This is a genomic window from Pseudooceanicola sediminis, from assembly GCF_003575965.1.
Taxonomy (GTDB): Bacteria; Pseudomonadota; Alphaproteobacteria; order Rhodobacterales; family Rhodobacteraceae; genus Pseudooceanicola; species Pseudooceanicola sediminis.
In genome coordinates this window covers 98991-115952 of the sequence record NZ_QWJJ01000003.1, presented here as the reverse complement: position 1 = coordinate 115952, position 16962 = coordinate 98991, and the positions used below count along the sequence as shown (strand labels likewise).

The 16962-nt window shown below is 64.9% G+C and carries 13 protein-coding genes and 1 pseudogene; 6 read left to right on the top strand and 8 right to left on the bottom strand.

Features of this window, described 5'->3' with window-relative positions:
- Positions 1-134 precede the first annotated feature (134 nt).
- The gene (locus tag DL237_RS04185) at positions 135-2504 is read left to right on the top strand and encodes a Tex family protein (protein WP_199671971.1); all 2370 of its coding nucleotides are present in this window, start codon (positions 135-137) and stop codon (positions 2502-2504) included.
- 1 nt (position 2505) lies between these two features.
- Here the strand turns inward: DL237_RS04185 and DL237_RS04180 are convergent, their stop codons facing one another.
- From DL237_RS04180 to DL237_RS04170, 3 genes are all read right to left on the bottom strand, one after another.
- The gene (locus DL237_RS04180) at positions 2506-3741 is read right to left on the bottom strand and encodes a TetR/AcrR family transcriptional regulator (protein WP_119397784.1); all 1236 of its coding nucleotides are present in this window, start codon (positions 3739-3741) and stop codon (positions 2506-2508) included.
- A 235-nt stretch (positions 3742-3976) separates the two neighbouring features.
- Positions 3977-4411 carry a hypothetical protein gene (locus DL237_RS04175; protein ID WP_119397783.1) on the bottom strand — a complete coding sequence of 145 codons (435 nt, stop codon included), beginning with the start codon at positions 4409-4411 and terminating at the stop codon, positions 3977-3979.
- Between the two features lie 161 nt (positions 4412-4572).
- Positions 4573-5421 (bottom strand): MurR/RpiR family transcriptional regulator, encoded by an 849-nt coding sequence (locus tag DL237_RS04170; RefSeq protein ID WP_119397782.1) that lies wholly within the window; start codon positions 5419-5421, stop codon positions 4573-4575.
- A gap of 108 nt (positions 5422-5529) precedes the next feature.
- On the opposite strand from DL237_RS04170, the gene DL237_RS04165 reads away from it, so the two are divergent.
- From DL237_RS04165 to DL237_RS21055, 5 genes and pseudogenes are all read left to right on the top strand, one after another.
- Complete coding sequence (locus DL237_RS04165) at positions 5530-6267, top strand: 5-formyltetrahydrofolate cyclo-ligase (RefSeq protein WP_119397781.1); 738 nt, start codon at positions 5530-5532, stop codon at positions 6265-6267.
- A 116-nt stretch (positions 6268-6383) separates the two neighbouring features.
- Positions 6384-7355 carry an ABC transporter substrate-binding protein gene (locus DL237_RS04160; protein ID WP_119397780.1) on the top strand — a complete coding sequence of 324 codons (972 nt, stop codon included), beginning with the start codon at positions 6384-6386 and terminating at the stop codon, positions 7353-7355.
- Positions 7355-8143 (top strand): ABC transporter ATP-binding protein, encoded by a 789-nt coding sequence (locus DL237_RS04155; RefSeq protein WP_119397779.1) that lies wholly within the window; start codon positions 7355-7357, stop codon positions 8141-8143. The genes DL237_RS04160 and DL237_RS04155 overlap by 1 nt, the downstream gene beginning before the upstream one ends.
- Positions 8034-8825: pseudogene (locus DL237_RS21060) on the top strand (ABC transporter permease); the annotation flags it as partial. The gene DL237_RS04155 and the pseudogene DL237_RS21060, both read left to right, overlap by 110 nt.
- Positions 8826-8996: 171 nt before the next feature.
- Positions 8997-9710, top strand: a complete 714-nt coding sequence (locus DL237_RS21055) for an ABC transporter permease (RefSeq protein WP_407691899.1) — start codon at positions 8997-8999, stop codon at positions 9708-9710.
- 56 nt (positions 9711-9766) lie between these two features.
- Here DL237_RS21055 and DL237_RS04145 read toward each other — a convergent pair whose 3' ends face one another.
- The 5 genes from DL237_RS04145 to DL237_RS04125 form a co-directional block, all read right to left on the bottom strand.
- Positions 9767-12865, bottom strand: coding sequence for an efflux RND transporter permease subunit (locus DL237_RS04145; RefSeq protein WP_119397777.1), 3099 nt, complete (start codon positions 12863-12865; stop codon positions 9767-9769).
- Positions 12866-12868: 3 nt separating this feature from the next.
- Positions 12869-14104, bottom strand: coding sequence for an efflux RND transporter periplasmic adaptor subunit (locus tag DL237_RS04140; protein WP_119397776.1), 1236 nt, complete (start codon positions 14102-14104; stop codon positions 12869-12871).
- A 5-nt stretch (positions 14105-14109) separates the two neighbouring features.
- A complete protein-coding gene (locus DL237_RS04135) occupies positions 14110-14616 on the bottom strand; it encodes a GbsR/MarR family transcriptional regulator (protein WP_199671966.1) in 507 nt (168 codons plus the stop codon).
- Between the two features lie 216 nt (positions 14617-14832).
- Entirely contained in the window at positions 14833-15843 is a 1011-nt protein-coding gene (locus DL237_RS04130; RefSeq protein ID WP_119397775.1) for a glycosyltransferase family 4 protein, read from the bottom strand.
- A 29-nt stretch (positions 15844-15872) separates the two neighbouring features.
- The gene (locus DL237_RS04125; RefSeq protein ID WP_233544860.1) at positions 15873-16871 is read right to left on the bottom strand and encodes a glycosyltransferase family 2 protein; all 999 of its coding nucleotides are present in this window, start codon (positions 16869-16871) and stop codon (positions 15873-15875) included.
- Between the last annotated feature and the right edge of the window lie 91 nt (positions 16872-16962).

The window sequence follows — 16962 nt, the reverse complement described above, 5'->3', positions numbered from 1 at the left end:
GCACCGTGCGGCGGCGGCATTTCGCGATCCGCCGCAGGCGGGCGCGGCCGGGTGCGGTTGGCCCTTGGCGGGGCGGCGGGGGCTGGATATGTAGGCGATCCAACAGCCTGCCCCAACAGTTCGGAGACCTTGCCGTGGACACCCCAAACGCGACCGCCGCCAGAATTGCCCGCCTCATCGCGACCGAGATCGCCGCCCGCCCCGAACAGGTGAGCGCGGCGGTGGCCCTGCTGGACGAAGGTGCGACGGTGCCCTTCGTGGCCCGCTATCGCAAGGAAGTCACGGGCGGGCTGGATGACACGCAGTTGCGCAACCTGTCCGACCGGCTGAGCTATCTGCGGGAGCTGGAGGACCGGCGCGCCGCGATCGTGAAAAGCATCGAGACGCAGGACAAGATGACCGATGCGCTGGCCACCAGCATCGCCAAGGCCGAGACCAAGGCGCAGCTGGAGGATATCTATCTGCCCTACAAGCCCAAGCGCCGCACCAAGGCGATGATCGCACGGGAAAACGGGCTGGAGCCGCTGGCCGAGGCCATTCTGGCGGACCGGTCGCTTGATCCGCAGGCGCTGGCGGCGGGGTATCTGAACGAGGCCGTGGCGGATGAAAAGGCCGCGCTGGACGGCGCGCGCGATATCCTGACGGAGCGGCTGGCCGAGGATGCCGACCTGGTGGGAAGCTTGCGCAGCTATATGCAGCGTGAGGCGGTTCTCAGCGCGAAGGTGGTCAAGGGCAAGGAGCAGGAGGGCGCGAAGTTTTCCGACTATTTCGACCACCGGGAGCAATGGTCGAAGGTGCCGAGCCACCGCGCGCTGGCCATGCTGCGCGCCAGCAACGAAGGCATCGTGACGGTCGAGATCGCCCCGGACGAGGATCAGGCCGAGCGCCCGGTCGACATGGTCGCGGCCAAGTTGCAGGCGCGCGGCTCCGGCCCCGGTGATATCTGGCTGCGCAAGGTCGCGGGCTGGACGTGGCGGGTCAAGTTGAGCCTGTCGATGACGCTGGACCTGCTGAGCGACATGCGCAGCCGTGCCCACGACGAGGCGATCGCGGTTTTCGCGCGCAACCTGAAAGATTTGCTGCTGGCGGCGCCGGCGGGGTCGCAGGCAACGCTGGGCCTTGATCCGGGCATCCGCACGGGCGTGAAATGCGCGGTGATCGACGCCACCGGCAAGGTTCTGAGCACCGACACCATCTATCCGTTCCAGCCCAAGAATGACCTGCGCGGTGCGCAACATGCCATCCTGTCGATGATTGCGAAACATGGGATCGAGCTGATCGCGATCGGCAATGGCACCGCCAGCCGCGAGACGGAAAAGCTGGTGGCGGATACGATCAAACTGCTGCCGGAGACGGTGAAGAAACCCACCAAGGTCATCGTCAGCGAGGCCGGGGCCTCGGTCTATTCCGCCTCGGAACTGGCGGCGAAGGAATTCCCCGATCTGGATGTGTCTCTGCGGGGCGCGGTGTCGATTGCGCGGCGGTTGCAGGACCCGCTGGCGGAACTGGTGAAGATCGAACCGAAAAGCATCGGCGTCGGCCAGTACCAGCACGACGTGGACCAGCACCGGCTGGGCAAGTCGCTGGAGGCGGTGGTCGAGGATGCGGTGAATGCCGTGGGCGTCGATCTGAACACCGCCTCTGCGCCGCTGCTGAGCCATGTGTCGGGCCTGAGCGCGGGGCTGGCGGAGAGCATCGTGATGCACCGCGAGAGCAACGGCGCGTTCAAATCGCGCAAGCAGCTGAAGGACGTCGCCCGCCTGGGACCGCGCGCATTCGAGCAATGCGCGGGGTTTCTGCGGATCGCGGGCGGAGAGGAGCCTCTGGATGCCTCCTCGGTCCACCCCGAAGCCTATGGTGTGGCGCGCAAGATCGTGAAGGCCTGCGGGCGCGATCTGCGCGCGATCATGGGTGACAAGGCGGTGCTGACCTCGGTCCGGGCGGAGGATTTCGTCGATGAGAAATTCGGCCTGCCCACCGTGCGCGACATCCTGAGCGAGCTGGAGAAACCCGGCCGTGACCCCCGCCCCAGCTTCAAGACAGCCAGCTTTGCCGAAGGGATCGACCAGATCACCGACCTGCGCGCGGGAATGGTGCTGGAGGGGACGGTGACCAATGTTGCCGCCTTTGGGGCCTTTGTCGATATCGGGGTGCACCAGGACGGCCTGGTGCATGTCAGCCAGCTGGCCGACCGTTTCGTCAAGGACCCGCACGAGGTGGTCAAGGCGGGCGATGTCGTCAAGGTGACGGTGACCGAGGTCGACGTGCCGCGCAAGCGTATCGGGCTGAGCATGCGCAAGGACGGGGGTGCCTCGGCCAGGGAGGACCGTGCGGCGCGGGATGGCAACCGGGATCGGGGCGGGCCGCGTGGCGGCCAGCCGAAAGGACGCGCGCAAAAGGGTGGATCGCACAAGGCGGGATCGCACAGCGCCGGCCCTGCCGCGCGGCAGGATGCGCCGGGGGGGTTTGGTGCGGCCCTGCTGGACGCGATGAAAAAGAAGTGACCTAGTCGAAAAAACCGAAGGCGAGCGGTCCGGCGTAGTCGCGGATCGCCGCCTGGGCCGATGGCCATCGGCCAGCGCGCGAGGCCATGTCGGCCGCCGAATTGACCATGCCCATCAGGCATTGCGCGGCGATTGTCGGATCGACAGGCCGGATCGAACCTTCGGCGATGCCGTCGCTGATCATGCCCGCAAAGCGCCGCGCCAGGCGGTCCGACCTGCGCACGACATGGGGCCGCATGTCAGGCGGCAGCGCCAGCATGGCGGTGTCGCGCAACAGCGGCAGGTGGCCGGCGACCTGCACCTCGAGCAGGCTGGCCAGGGCGCTGGTCAGGCGATGCCACTGGTCGCCGGGCAGCGCGATGGCATGGTGCTGGGCCGCCGAGACGCGGGAATAGCTGCGGTCGAAACAGGCGGTCACAAGGTCATCCTTGCCCGACAGGTGGTGATAGAAACTGCCCTTGGACACCTGTAGCTGCGCGACGATCCGCTCGACCGACGCCCCGCGATAGCCGCGTTCGTTGATCAGGCGCGTGGCGGTGCGCAGGTAGGTATCGGCGCTGATCGCGGCAGGCGCCGGCCCTTCGGGATCGATGGGAAAGACCTTTGGCTGCCATGTGGCGCCGGGGCGGGCAAAGCCGTGGGTCAGCAGATCAAGCAGGCGGGCCTGAACGCGCGGCAGATCCGCCTCGGCGTAGAGTTCCAGCCAGCTGCGGGACCAGTGCAGGATATCGCAGAGCAATTGACCGCGTGCGATATTGCGGGCCTTTTCCGCGCTGTCGGTTGCGATACCGAAGCGTGTCGAGACCTGCGCGACAAGGCGGAAGTAATCGGAAATCAGCCGCGTGCGATCCGGTTCCTCAAGTGCGCGGGTATCCGACAGGATGGTCAGCGGGGCCGCTTCGCCCCGGCGGATCGCGGCATAATAGGCACTGTTGCGACTGAGCACCCCGGCAAGATAGGTCCGGGGATCGGCGTCCAGGTCGGCCTCAGGCAGCAGGATCGCGGCAAAACGGTTCAGCGCATCCTGAACGGCCGCGGCGGCCAGCAGCTCCTTTCGCTTGAAATAATAGGTGATGGAGGTGGTGTTGAGCCCCACCATCTGCGCCACACCGACCAGCGTCAGCCCCTTTAGCCCACGCTGGGCGATCTGCACGGCTGCTGCGGCGACGATTTCATCCCGCTTGCGCAGGAATCGGTCGCTGTTGTCGGTGCTTGAGGCGGTGAATGTATCGTCCATCCGCCCTGATTAGCAGGCCGGAGCGGTCAGTGTCATCTGGAAGTGATCAGACGTCGTCGCGGCGACCACGGGCGTAGATGCGCGGTGGCGATCCCCGGCCGTTCAGTGCAGGCCGAGCCATTCAGCGCAGGCCGGGCCGTTCAGCGCAGGCCGGGCCATTCAGCGCGGGCCGGGCTGTTCAGCGCAGGCCGGGCCGTTCAGCGCAGGCCGGGATGGTCACCGCAGGCCGGGATGGTCACCGCAGGCGTCGTGACGTCCCGCGAAAGGGCGCCGGGGTCCGAAAGTGCGGCCTAGGCGCCCGAGGGACATCGCGAATGCGGGCGAGGCGTCGTTGCGGGCGGTATACCAGGCAGACGCCGACCAGGATGGCGAGCAGAGGTGTCACCGTGACATGCACCAGCAGGGAGAGGATGACACCGGCCCCGAAATGATAGGCAAGCGCCGCCATGAAGACACCGCCAAGACCGCCGAGGATGGCAATCACGAACCCCGGCCCGCTGGGCGACCCCCGAACGACGGCGCCTGTGTCGCCTGTCGCCGCCCCTTGCACGGACGCAGCCGCAGGGCGGACGTCGGGGCCGGATTCCCCACCGCGATGTGGGAAATCGTCTGAATGATCGGCGAGGCCACTGCCACCGTGCCTGCCGCCCGTGATGTGATGGTCAATCATGTGTGACTCTCCTGCGCTGCGAGGACAGTAGCGACTGAAATCTTAACGCCCGGTAACGATCTCTGCCGAAGACCGGAAAGATAAAGAAAACTTGTCGCTTTGAGGTGCCACATTCCGAGGCGCAGCGGGGGCCGTGTTGGCCGTCGCGCGGGCTGCCTGCGCTATTCGAACAGATCCAGTTCCTCGTTGATCGCGTCGAGGGTATCGGCGCGCTGCTTTACCGCCTCGGGGTTCTTGCCGATGTAGGCGATGGCCAGCAGGCGCAGCATCGACAGCAAGGTCGCGTGGGTCGGCAGGATGCCGAAACTGGAGACGTGGCAGGGCAGCACCGCTTCGGAAAAGCGTTCGGCCTGGGCCATGAAACCGTGATCGGTCAGCGTCACGATCCGCATCCGCGAGGTGCGGGCATAGGCCAGCAGCGCGCGCAGCATCCGCGGTCGCGGCTCCAGCGTCAGCAGGATCAGAACGTCCCGGGGACCGATCACCGCCAGGTCGCTGGCCCAGTCCTGTCCCGCGCCTTCCAGCTGGCGCACGCCGTGGCGCAGGCGCGAAAACAGCACCTTGCCCAGCCGCGCCGCGCCATCCTCGGCACCGAATCCCAGGAACCAGACCCGCGGCGCGGCCGCGATGATGTCGGCGATCTCGGGCAGACGATCCGAACGCAGTTCTTCGAAGGTGCGTGTGAGGTTGGCGATTTCAAGATCCAGGTGATCACCGATAGAACGCCCCAGAATCGTCGGGTCGGGGTGCGTTTCAGTTTTGCGGTAGGGTTCCAGGCTATTGCGTTCCTCGCGCGCCTGAAGGCGGACCTCTTCAAAGTCGGTGTAACCGAGAGTGCGGAAAAAACGGGCAGTCGTTGCTTTTGAGACGCCAGCGAAACTGGCCAGCTCGGTGGCCGTGTGCGTTTCAATAAGGCCCTGATTCTCAAGCAGAACCTTGGCGATCTTTTGCTCGCTGCCGGTCAGGCGCTGCTGCTTTTCATGAATGCGAAGGATGAGACGGGACGCCATCAGAGCCGGTTTCCCCTGACTTGTTTCAGATTTTCATTGACCATTGAAACACGAGTTTCAATAATATGAAACAGTGAAACGCGCTGCGAAACGAACAAGGGAACCACGATGTCAACCTCCAGGGTCATCCGCGAAAGAATATGGACAAGGCTGCGGGACGTGGCCAGACCGGATACCCGGTTTCACATGAACTTTGCCGAGGTGATCCCGGATTTCGACGGATCGGAGGCAGCGACCGAGCTGCTGGTGCAGGACCCGGCCTACCAGCAATCGCAATTTGCCTTCATCACGCCTGACAATTGCCTGGCAGACCTGCGCCGGCGGATGATCGAGGATGGCAAGACATTCGTGATGTCCACCTACGGGATCTATCGCGGTTTCCTGCTGCTGGACCCGGCGAAGGTGCCCGAGGGGGCCGCGCTGTATGCCAGCTGGCTGGACGGGATGGAGCATTTCGGCACGCCCATCACGCTGGAGGAAATCGCGGGCATGGGACGGTTCGACTATCTTGTGACGGGGGCCTCGGCGGTGTCGGTCAATGGCGTGCGCTTTGGCAAGGGGCACGGCTTCTTCGACCTGGAATGGGGCATGTTCACCGACCTCGGGCTGGTGGACGAGCAGACGCCGGTTCATGCCGTGGTGCATGATGTCCAGGTCGTGCAGGACAATCTGCAACCCTCGGAAACCGATATCCTGGTCGACCGGATCTATACGCCGGGCGGCTGCCACACGGTCGAGCGCCGCGCCCGCCGCCCCAAGGGCGTGAAATGGCCGCTGCTGGAACCCAAGCAGATCGAGGCAACGCCGCCATTGCAGGAATTGCAGCGCATTCAAGGGCTTGCCTGAGCATTGCACAGACTTGCGCACCACCGACAGACCATGCGCGGCGGCCCTTCGTGGCGCGTGGCCCCGATTAGCAAGACACCAGATAACAAACTGCACCCCAACAGAGGAGAGTGACCATGACCCTCAGACTGAACCGCCGCCATTTCCTTGGCACTGCGGCCTGCGGCCTTGCCGCCGCCGGCCTGCCGCTGCGCGCCCGTGCCGCGACTCCGTTCACCTTTCAGGCCAGCTGGATCAACGATGCCGAATTCAGCGGTTATTTCGCCGCGATGGACCTGGGGCTGTACCAGGCCGAGGGGCTGGACCTGACCTATCTGTCCGGCGGGCCTGACGTGATCCCCGAAAGCACGATCATCGCCGGGCGGGCCGACCTGACGTTGACCACCCCGGACACCACGATCAAGGCGATCAGCGAACAGGGCGCCCCCTTTCGCATCATCGGGGCGCAGTACCAGAAGAACCCACTGGGCATCGTGTCGCTGAAATCAAACCCGATCAACAGCCCCGCCGAACTGGTGGGCAAGACGCTGGCCGTGCCGCCGGTCAACGTGATTTCCGTGCAGGCAATGCTGAAGATGAACGGCATCGACGTGGCAGACGTCAATATCGTGCCCTATGCCTATGATCCGACACCGCTGATCAAGGGCGAGATCGACGCAAGCCTGGATTTCACCACGAACGTGCCCTACACGATCGGCCTTCAGGGGGCCGAGGCGACATCCTTCCTGCTGTATGACTACGGCTTCACCACCTACAACGACACGGTCGTCGTGACCGAAGAGACCCTGAAGACCCGCCGCGCCGACCTGGTTGCCTGGCTGCGCGCCAGCCGCCAGGGCTGGACAGCCGCACTGGAAGACCCGGCAGAGTGGCCTGCGAAATGGGCCGACAGCCATTTCGACGGCACCGGTCGCAGCATCGAAAACGAGATCTACTTCAACACCGCGCAGAAGCCGCTGATCGAAAGCCCCGCGGGCATTTTCGCGATGACCGAAGACGGGATCGAGGGGAATATCGCCGCGCTGGAGGCCGTTGGCATCAAGGCAACGCGGGACATGTTCGACACCACGCTGCTTGAGGAGATCTGATGCCTGCCCCGGAGCAAAACCTCCCTGACGGGATCGCGCTTACCGGGGTTGGCAAGACCTTCCGGGGGAGAGGACGTGATGTAGAGGCCTTGCGGGACATTTCCCTTTCCTGCCCCGCCGGGTCCTTTACCGCGATCATCGGTCCCTCGGGATGTGGCAAGTCCACCGTAATGCGTTTGGCGTCAGGTCTGGAAGAGGCCGACGCCGGGAACATCGCAATCGCAGGGGACATGCCACTGGCGGCCGCCAGGGCGGGGCTGACGGGGGTGGCGTTTCAAGACGCCGCGCTTCTGCCCTGGCGGAGCGTCCGCCGCAATGTCGAGTTGCCCTTGCAGGTGCTGGGGCGCAGACCCGCAGACCACGCCGACGATGTCGAGGCCCTGATCCGCCTGGTCGGATTGGCGGGGTACGAGAACGCGCTGCCGGGCGAATTGTCGGGCGGCATGCGCCAGCGGGTCGCCATTGCACGCGCGTTGGTCACACGGCCCCGCGTGCTGTTCATGGACGAACCCTTTGGCGCTTTGGATCAGATTCTGCGCCGGCTGATGAACGTCGAGCTGCAACGGATCTGGGCCGAGACGGGCGCCACGACGCTGCTGGTCACGCATGGGATCGACGAGGCGGTCTTTCTGGCCGACCGGGTGGTCGTCATGCACGCCAATCCGGGCCGGATCGTCGATGTCATCGAAGTGCCGTTCGCCCGCCCGCGCGACCCGGCAATTTTTTCCCACCCCGCGTTTCATGCGCTCTGTGACCGGATTGCCGAGGTGTTGCATGGCGGCGCGTGATCCGCGGCACCTGTTTCACAGGAGCGGCCTGCGCACCGCCCTGGCCCTGCTGATCCTGTGGGAAGTCATCGGCCAGCTGGATCTGGTGGCAGGCGGCGCCCTGCCCGCCCCGAGCGCCATCCTGATGCGACTGTGGATCGACGGAGCGGATTACCCCCGGCACGTGCTTGCCACGCTCTACGCCTCGGCGGCCGGGTTCGTGATCGGCAACCTTGCCGGGGTGCTGGCCGGTGTGATCTTTGCCCTGTCCCCCGCCATGCTGCGGCTGTTTCGTGGCGTGAACATTGCGGTTTTCGCGCTGCCCCCGATCGCCATCGCCCCGATCCTGGCACTGACGCTGAGCGGCATGGCCCCTCGGATCACGCTGGCCGCCCTGGGCGTCTATTTCGTGACGATGTCGGCCACGGTGATCGGGCTGAGCCAGGCAGACAGCCGCGCCACCGACCTGATCCGGGCCTACGGCGGCAATCGCCGCCAACAGCTGCGCCTGGTGTCGTTTCGCGGGGCGCTGCCGTCGATCCTGGCCGGGCTGCGCATTGCCGCACCGAACGCGGTGCTGGGCGCGATCCTGGCCGAATTCGGCGGCGGGGGCCGTTGGGGGCTGGGCGCCTATCTGCTGGGATCGCTGGGCCGGGGCGAGCCGGAGCGCCTGTGGGGAATCGGGCTGATCGCGACCGCCATCGCAGGGCTGAGTTATGCCGGGTTTGCCCTGCTGGCGGGCCGCTTGATCGGGGCAAGTCGGGCGGTGACGATGAATGCCGCCCTGCCCGACGCCCCGACCGAGAAGGAACACCCGCTGCTGGCGGTTGCGCTGCGGGCGGGCATGATCGCCCTGCCGTTCGCATTGTGGTGGATGTTCATCTGGGGCACCGGGGTGCCTGCGCTGATCGCCAAGACACCGCTGGGCGTGGTCGATTACCTGTTCTTTTCGCCCGCTTCTGCGTCCGCCCGTTCGCGGTTGCTGGAGGCCATGGGCCAGACCTTGCCCGTCACCGCGCTTGGCATGGTGGCCGGGCTGGGCTTTGCCTTTTTGCTGGCGATATCGTCGCGGCTGTTTCCACGTGCGATCCGGGCCTTCATGCCGGTCGCCCTGGTGACGCAGACCATGCCGCTGGTGGCGCTGACGCCGCTGCTGGTGCTGGTGCTTGGGCGGGGCATGTCGTTGACGCTGTGGGTGACGATCTCGGTCACGTTCTTTCCCGCCTTCGTGACGCTGGCGCAGGGGATTGCCCTGGTGCCACGCTCGGCCCAGGATGTACCGCGGGCCTATGGGGCAAGCGCCTGGACCGAAATGAGGCTGGTCACGATCCCCGCCTCTCTGCCCTATCTTTTTGCCGCGACGCGGTTGACGGTGCCACGCGCATTGCTGGGGGTGATGATCGCGGAATGGCTGGCCACGGGAAAGGGCCTGGGCAACCTGCTGAACCAGTCACGCGGCTTCATGGATTATGGCATGATCTGGACCGTGGCCGCAGTGTCGGTGCTGCTGTCCGTCGTGTTCTACCAGTTGGTCGTCGTGGCGGAACGGCGGGTTCTGCGCCGATTGGGGATGCAGACCGCCGAATAGCCCCCTCTGCGCCCCCTCTGGCGGCGGCATCGCGACGGCAGGAGCCTGACCGGCGATCATGCGTGATCGGGGGCCCGGGGAAACAGGCCCGACACGCGTTTGCCGAAGGTATCGACGTAGGTCAGGATCACCGGCACAACGACCAGCGTCAGCAGCGAGGACGAGATCAGCCCCCCGATCACCGCATGTGCCATCGGCGCGTTCTGCCCGGAGCCACCGTGAATGTTCAGCGCCAGCGGCAGCATCCCGAAGATCATCGCCAGCGTCGTCATGACGATGGGACGGAACCGGGTCGCGCCCGCTTCGAGCAGCGCGTCGAACAGGTGCATGCCTTCGGCCGTGCGGTGATTGGCGTTGTCGACCAGCAGAATGGCGTTTTTCACCACGAGACCCATCAACATGATGAACCCGATGGCCGAGAACATGTTCAACGTCGATCCCCCCACCAGCAGTCCAAGCATCACCCCGACCAGGGCCAGTGGCAGCGACGACATGATCGCGAGCGGTTGCAGGAAGCTGCCGAACTGCGACGCCAGAACGAGGTAGATAAAGACCAGTGCCAGCAGTAGGGCCGTGCCTGCGGTGGCGCTGGTTTCGGCAATATCCTCGGCGTCGCCGCCCATCGTGGCACGGTAGCCCGGGGGGACCGCCAGCGCATCGACCTTGGCCTGTACCGCCTTGGTCACATCCCCCACCTTCTTGCCGTCCAGGTTGGCGGTGACCTGAACCGAGCGCTGGCGATCTTCGCGCGTGATTTCGCCAGGCCCTTGGGATTGCACGATATTGGCGACCTGATCCAGGCGGATGACCCCATCGCCGCTGGCATTGGCGGCAATCGGCAGCGCCCCGAGGGCACCGACATCGTCGCGATATGCCTCGGGCAGGCGGACGATGACATCCATGCTTTGTCCCTGCGGGTCGGTCCAGTCGGAAACGGTCGTCCCCCCCAGCATCGGGTTCAGCGCATTGCCCACCTGCGACAGTGTGATGCCCAGGTCGGAGGCCGCATCGCGGTCGATCTGCACGCCCAGCGTCGGCTGGGGATCATCGAGCGACGTCCCGATATCGACCAGGCCGTCAATGCCCTGCAAGCTGTCCGCAAGGTCCTGCGCGAGGCGTTCCAGGACATCCAGGTTGTCCCCGAATATCTTGATCACGACCGGGGCGGAGATACCACCGAGGCCCGGATCGGCGGCAACCTTGTATTTCGCCCCGGGAACGGTTTTCAGCGCATCGCGCACGAGGCCCGTCATCTGTTCGGGCGAGCGGGTGCGTTCCTGCGGCGGCGTCATCTGGGCATAGATGGTGGCCACGTTCGACGCACTGGAGGTGCCGGAATTTACCGTGGCATAGGTGCCGGTGAATTCAGGGAACTGGCGCAGGACGCGGTCGACCTGGGTGATCTTTTCCGCCGTGCGGTCCAGGGTGGAGCCGACGGGCGTGGTCAGTTCGACCTGCATCTCGGAATTGTCGGCGGGGGGCACGAATTCCGTCCCGACGATGGGAAAGGTCATCAGCCCGGCAACAAAGGCGGCCAGCGCAGCCAGCAGCGTCATCTTGCGCCAGCGCAGGCAGGTGCGCAGCAGGGACACGTAGCCGCGCGAGATCCATTCGAAGAAACGGTCGAACTGGGCCACCGCCCGCCCGATCGGGCCGCGCCTGGCACCCGGCATGGCCGAAGGGTCGTACCAGACCGACGACATCATCGGATCGAGCGTGAACGACACGAAGAGCGAGATCAGCACCGCGACAGACACCGTGATGCCGAATTGCAGGAAAAACCGCCCGATGATCCCATCCATGAAGGCGACCGGCAGGAAGACCGCACAGATCGACAGGGTGGTCGCCAGCACGGCAAGGCCAATTTCATTGGTGCCGTCCAGCGCGGCGTCGTGGTGCGATTTGCCCATGTGCAGGTGGCGCATGATGTTTTCGCGCACCACGATGGCATCGTCGATCAGCAGGCCGACCGACAGAGACAGCGCCATCATCGTCATCATGTTCAGCGTGAAGCCGAGGAAATAGATCGCGGCCATGGTGCCGATCACGGAAATCGGCAGCGTCAGCCCGGTGATCACCGTCGAGCGCCAGGAGTTGAGGAAGAGGAACACGATCGCGGTGGCCAGCAAGGCACCCTCGACCAGCATGGACTGGACGGATTCAAAGCTCGCCTCGACCGGCTTGGCATTGTCGCGCAGCACCTCGAGGGTGACACCCTCGAACTGCGGCTCGGTCATCATCTTGTCCAGTTCCTTGCGCACGCCTTCGGCAACGCCGACGGTGTTGGAGCCCTGCGTCTTGACGATATCGACCGCCAACGCCCTCTGGCCGTTGAGCATGGCAAGGGAATCGGCATCTGCCAGATCGGTCCCCACCGTCGCGATATCGCCCAACCGCACCGGCTGACCGCCGCGCCGCGCGATGATCACGTCATCGAAATCGCGCAGTCCGATGATGCGCCCTTCGACCTGAACCGATTGTTCGCTGGACCCGCTGGTGACGCTGCCGGCAGGCAGGTCGAGGTTGTCGGCCGACAGCGCACTGGTCACCTCGGCCACGCCGATGCCGAGGGCGGTCTGGCGATCCGGGTCGATCAGCACCTGCACCTCGCTTGGCAGGCCGCCGACGACCGAGGCGCGTCCTACTCCATTGATATTGGCAAGCCGGGTGGCGATCACGTCTTCGGTCAGCCGGGTCAGCGGCCCGGCAGACAGGGTTTCGGACGAGACGCCGATGGACAGCACAGGCAATTCGTTGGGATCGAACCGCAGGATCTGCGGATCTTCGGCGGCGTCCGGGAAATTCGCGGAGATCTGCTGGACCTTTTCACGCACGTCCTGCGCAGCGGTCGCACTGTCGACCTCAAGCTGGAACTGAAGCAGGACGATGGCGGCGCTGGTCTGGGCGGTGCTGGACACGGTATCGAGACCGCTGAGGGTCGAGACCGCTTCTTCGATCGGGTCGATGATATCGTTCTCGACCGCTTCGGGGGTGGCACCGGGATAGCTGGTGACAACGGCGACGATGGGAAAATCCACATCGGGCAACTGTTCCACCGGAAGACGCGAATAGGCGAACAGGCCGATCACCAGCATCGCCACCATGACCATGGTGGCAAAAACCGGCTGGTTGACGGAAATCCGGGTCAGGAACATGATCTATTCCCCCACGACCGAGATCGACGCCCCGGCGCGCAATTGTTGCAGCGGTTGCGAAATGATCACGTCGCCGGGCGCGAGACCCGAAGCGATTTCCACGATCCGCCCGCCGTCCCATTCACGCGCCACCTCGACAGCCTGGCGGATGACGGTATCGCCGTCGCGCTTGAAGACATAGCGTCCCGCATCATCGGTATAGACCGCGTCATAAGGGACGCCGATCGCCTGCGGCTTTTCCTCCAGGACGAGCCGACCGGATGCGAACATGCCGCCCCGCAACAGCCCGTCGGAATTGTCGATCCCGACATAGATCGGCAGCATCCGCGACCCGGAAATGGCGACCGGGTTGATCCGCTCGACCGCGCCCTGGAATTGCACGGATCCGACGCCTTCGACCGTCAGCTCGACCTCCAGACCGCGCTTCACGGAGGCTGCGTATCGCACCGGTACTGTCGCCTCGAATTCGAGATGCGACAGGTCCACGAGGGACATCAATGCGGACCCGATACCGACGTAGGCGCCGGGATCGACGCTGCGTTCGGATATCATCGCATCGAACGGCGCAGTGACGCGGGCATGGCCAAGCGAGTTTTCAGCGCTTTCCACCTGCTTTTCCTGCGCAGCCAGGCTGGCGGCAAGCTGATCGACATTCGCCTGCCCTGCTTCCAGCTCGGAGGACGGGGTCAAGCCACGGTTGACCAGACTTTGCGTGCGTTCCAGCTGGTTCTGCGCCAGTCGCAATTGGGCGCGCGTCGCCTCGGCACTGGCGCGCTGCTGTTCGAGCTGATTGGTCAGGGTTTCGATATCGATCTGGATCAGCTCCTGCCCGGCCTGTACCGCATCGCCTTCGCGACCAGTCACATCCTCGACACGGCCGGACACCTCGGCGGACAGGTGCAGCTGACGTTGCGGGGCCAATGATCCGGTCACCTTGACCGTTTCCCGCAGAAGGCGCGGTTCGATCGTCATCAGTTCGGATGGCATGATCTGCATCACCACCACATCTGCCGATGTCTGCGTGGTGCCTGCCTCGGCCTGTTCCGCGTCGGGCGTGGCGGAGGGCGATCTCATCCACCACAGAGCCGCCGCCGCAATCAGCACGAGCACGATGACGATCAGCCAACCGCGACGTTTACGAGGCGGGAGCCCGGCCTTGGCACGCTCGGCCGCCTTTCGTTCGCGCCCGGAGAGCGCCCAATCGGGTTTCCCAACCGTGTCGGGTTTTTCGCTGACCATGGGGATCAATCCTCTGACGTTCGGGAGGGGTGCTGCGGATGACCGCCCCCAGATTGCACGGCGGTTTCATCGGACAGGTGTGACAGCCATTCCTCGAAGAAGTCGGCGGACTGGCTATAGAATTTGTTGAAGTTTTCGACCCGTTCACGGGCGTCGGCGCGGTCTGACGGAAAGCTGGCGGCGATGTCTTCGATCACCAGATAGTTGCGCCGAAACCGATCGATCAGACGCGTGAGCAACTGGTAATGCGGGTCCGGGACCGTCTCCCACGCGTCCTGGCGGGACCCGAGGTGCGAAACCCGGTGCACCAGACCGTGCAGTTCCAACATCCGTGCATTGGTCGAGGCCGACGCCTTGGAAATGCGCAGCGCCGTCGTCATCTGCTGCAAGGTCCGGGGTTCGCCCTCGGTCAGGAGATAGGCCAGAATCTGGCCTGAGATCCGAGTGCCACCGTCGCCTTGCGACAACATTCCCATGGTCTCGATGAATCGGTTGATCGGGTTTTCGCTCATGCAACCGTGGCTGACAGATTCGTATGTATCGTTCAATAAGAAATGAACGTACTGAACAAGTTGTGATGCCGGCCGCTGACAGCTCTAATGAAAAGAGCCCGAGCGAGGGACTTCGCTCGGGCTCAGATACCCGCAACCTGCGGGGGCAGGTCTGGGCGGAATCGGGCACTGGGGATGCAATGGCGATTCCGCGCACGTGGCGGATCCGGGGTGGTCTCAGGCGACCAGATAGGGCGAGCGGCGCAGAACCTTGCCGGTCAGGTTTTCGAACAATCCGAGCCAACCTTCGCGGGTCTGGCGTTCCGGCGAGGGATCGGATGCGGAACGTACCGTCATCCCGCGCGTGTGATGGGCCATGTTGGCAAGCGTATCGGTCCAGTCACTGACCGACTGGCCGCGACAGGGGTGCGACACCGTTTCGGCGTGATCGCGCAGCCCGTCGACAAAGGAGACAGCCAGCAGACGGCCCGCGGCGCGTGCCTCCAGTGCGACGATGCCATAAGGTTCCCAGCGGGACGGCATCACGATGGCATCGCATTGGGCCATTGCCGCTGCCGGGTCCGCAACGAAGGGATGAAAGCGGATACGGGGGTCGTTGCCCGCCGCATCGCGCAGCGTCGCCTCTTCTGCGCCACTGCCATAGATGTTGAGGCGGACGTCTGCGTCAGGCAGGGCGCGGAAGGCATGGATCGCGATATCGAAACCCTTTTGCGCATCAAAGCGCCCGATCAGGCCAAAGGTTCGCGCGGGCCCGGCAATGGCCGGCAGCGCACGAAAGGCCGACAGGTCGACACAGGGGTGGATCACGTCGACCTTGGCTGCCGGAATCAGGTTTCGGCTGACCAGCCAGAACCGCTGCCCCTCCGACACCGCCACGACCCGATCAAACAGGGCGTAGGCGCAGCGCAGCAGCGCCTGGAAACGGGCGCGCGCCGTAACGCGCGCTGCGACAAAGCCGCCGGAATAGCTGTGTTCGACATGGACCAGCGGCGTACCGGCGTGGCGCGCGCGCAGCATCATCAGGCCGGGCAGCCCCCGCCAGGTTACGGTCAGGTGCGAGACGATGATGTCCGCAGTGATCGGCCGCAGCGCCGGACTGTTGCGTGGAACGGCGATGACATCGTGCCGGGCGAATGCCTGCATGGCCGGATCGCGCGTCAGGAAATCGAGATAACGGGTGACACCGCCGGGGCTGGTATCATCAACAAGGTGAGCGATGCGAAGCATGGGTTTCATCCTTTTACTGGATCACTAGATCAGCTGTTTGCGGCGCGGCGGCGCAGGCGGCGGCGAATGACGTCAACGGGTTTCGGCCCGACCAGGCGCAGAACAGCGGCTGCCGAAAGGGTGGAGAGCGTCTTGACCGGCTCTTCCCACAGGGGTCGGAACGACGCGGCAAATGCCTGCTGCATCAGGCACAGTGCCTCGTCCCGCTGGCCCGCACTGACAGCGCGCCGCGCGAGGTAGCGCAATTGGTAGGCGCGTGCCGCCGGCAGCGTGCGGGCAAAGAATGCGGGGTCCAGCGGTGCCAGCTTGGTCACCATGCGCTGCCAGTTGCCGTATTGGGCCGTGATACCCGCCGACAGCCCCTGCGCCGCAACGCGGTAGCTGGTCAGTGCCCCTGAGACACCTTCGACCACCCAGTCGGTCGTCAGCATCAGGCGCAACCAAAGCTCGATATCCTCAGACTGGCGCAGGCGTTCGTCGAAATACCAGTCGCGCAGTTCTTCGTGCATCGGACGAAAGGCAATGTCGTCAAGCGCCGCGCGCCGAATGACCGGGGACGACCCGTTGCCGATGGGGTTGCGGCGGAACATGTGCGCGGCGGTGATGCCACGCAGGCGGGGGCGCTGCGACAGCCCGATCGGCTGGCTGTCCTCGTCGATCAGGGTCGCGCCGGAAAAGCTGATCCCGATATCGGAGTTGCCATCTAGGTGCGCGACATGGGCCGCAAGCTTGCCCGGACGCCACAGATCATCAGCGTCACAGAACCCGATATAGTCACCACGAGCGGCGGCAATGCCGGTGTTGCGCGCCCCCGCCAGGCCCCGATTGTCCTGCGACACGATACGGATGCGGGCATCGCCAAGACCGCGCGCGATCGCAACGGTGTCATCGACGGATCCGTCATCCACCACGACCACTTCGAAATCGCCATAGGTCTGAGCCAGCAAGCTGCGCAGCGTCTCTTGCAGGGTGGCGGCAACGTTGTAGGCCGGAACGACGATGGTCGCCTTGGGCATCGACTGGGTCATCGGGATCTTCCTTTGATCGGGTTTTGGCGGGTACGGTCGGGACGGGTAGTGGCGAGGTGAGCGCGGCGTGGCAGAGCGGGTCAGAGGAGGC

What these genes read in the sequence shown, in the direction of transcription:
- DL237_RS04180 (WP_119397784.1), bottom strand. Translation starts at nt 3,741, where the DNA reads ATGGACGATACATTCACCGCCTCAAGCACCGACAACAGCGACCGATTC.
- DL237_RS04175 (WP_119397783.1), bottom strand. Translation starts at nt 4,411, where the DNA reads ATGATTGACCATCACATCACGGGCGGCAGGCACGGTGGCAGTGGCCTC.
- DL237_RS04170 (WP_119397782.1), bottom strand. Translation starts at nt 5,421, where the DNA reads ATGGCGTCCCGTCTCATCCTTCGCATTCATGAAAAGCAGCAGCGCCTG.
- DL237_RS04165 (WP_119397781.1), top strand. Translation starts at nt 5,530, where the DNA reads ATGTCAACCTCCAGGGTCATCCGCGAAAGAATATGGACAAGGCTGCGG.
- DL237_RS04160 (WP_119397780.1), top strand. Translation starts at nt 6,384, where the DNA reads ATGACCCTCAGACTGAACCGCCGCCATTTCCTTGGCACTGCGGCCTGC.
- DL237_RS04155 (WP_119397779.1), top strand. Translation starts at nt 7,355, where the DNA reads ATGCCTGCCCCGGAGCAAAACCTCCCTGACGGGATCGCGCTTACCGGG.
- DL237_RS21055 (WP_407691899.1), top strand. Translation starts at nt 8,997, where the DNA reads ATGTTCATCTGGGGCACCGGGGTGCCTGCGCTGATCGCCAAGACACCG.
- DL237_RS04145 (WP_119397777.1), bottom strand. Translation starts at nt 12,865, where the DNA reads ATGTTCCTGACCCGGATTTCCGTCAACCAGCCGGTTTTTGCCACCATG.
- DL237_RS04140 (WP_119397776.1), bottom strand. Translation starts at nt 14,104, where the DNA reads ATGGTCAGCGAAAAACCCGACACGGTTGGGAAACCCGATTGGGCGCTC.
- DL237_RS04135 (WP_199671966.1), bottom strand. Translation starts at nt 14,616, where the DNA reads ATGAGCGAAAACCCGATCAACCGATTCATCGAGACCATGGGAATGTTG.
- DL237_RS04130 (WP_119397775.1), bottom strand. Translation starts at nt 15,843, where the DNA reads ATGCTTCGCATCGCTCACCTTGTTGATGATACCAGCCCCGGCGGTGTC.
- DL237_RS04125 (WP_233544860.1), bottom strand. Translation starts at nt 16,871, where the DNA reads ATGACCCAGTCGATGCCCAAGGCGACCATCGTCGTTCCGGCCTACAAC.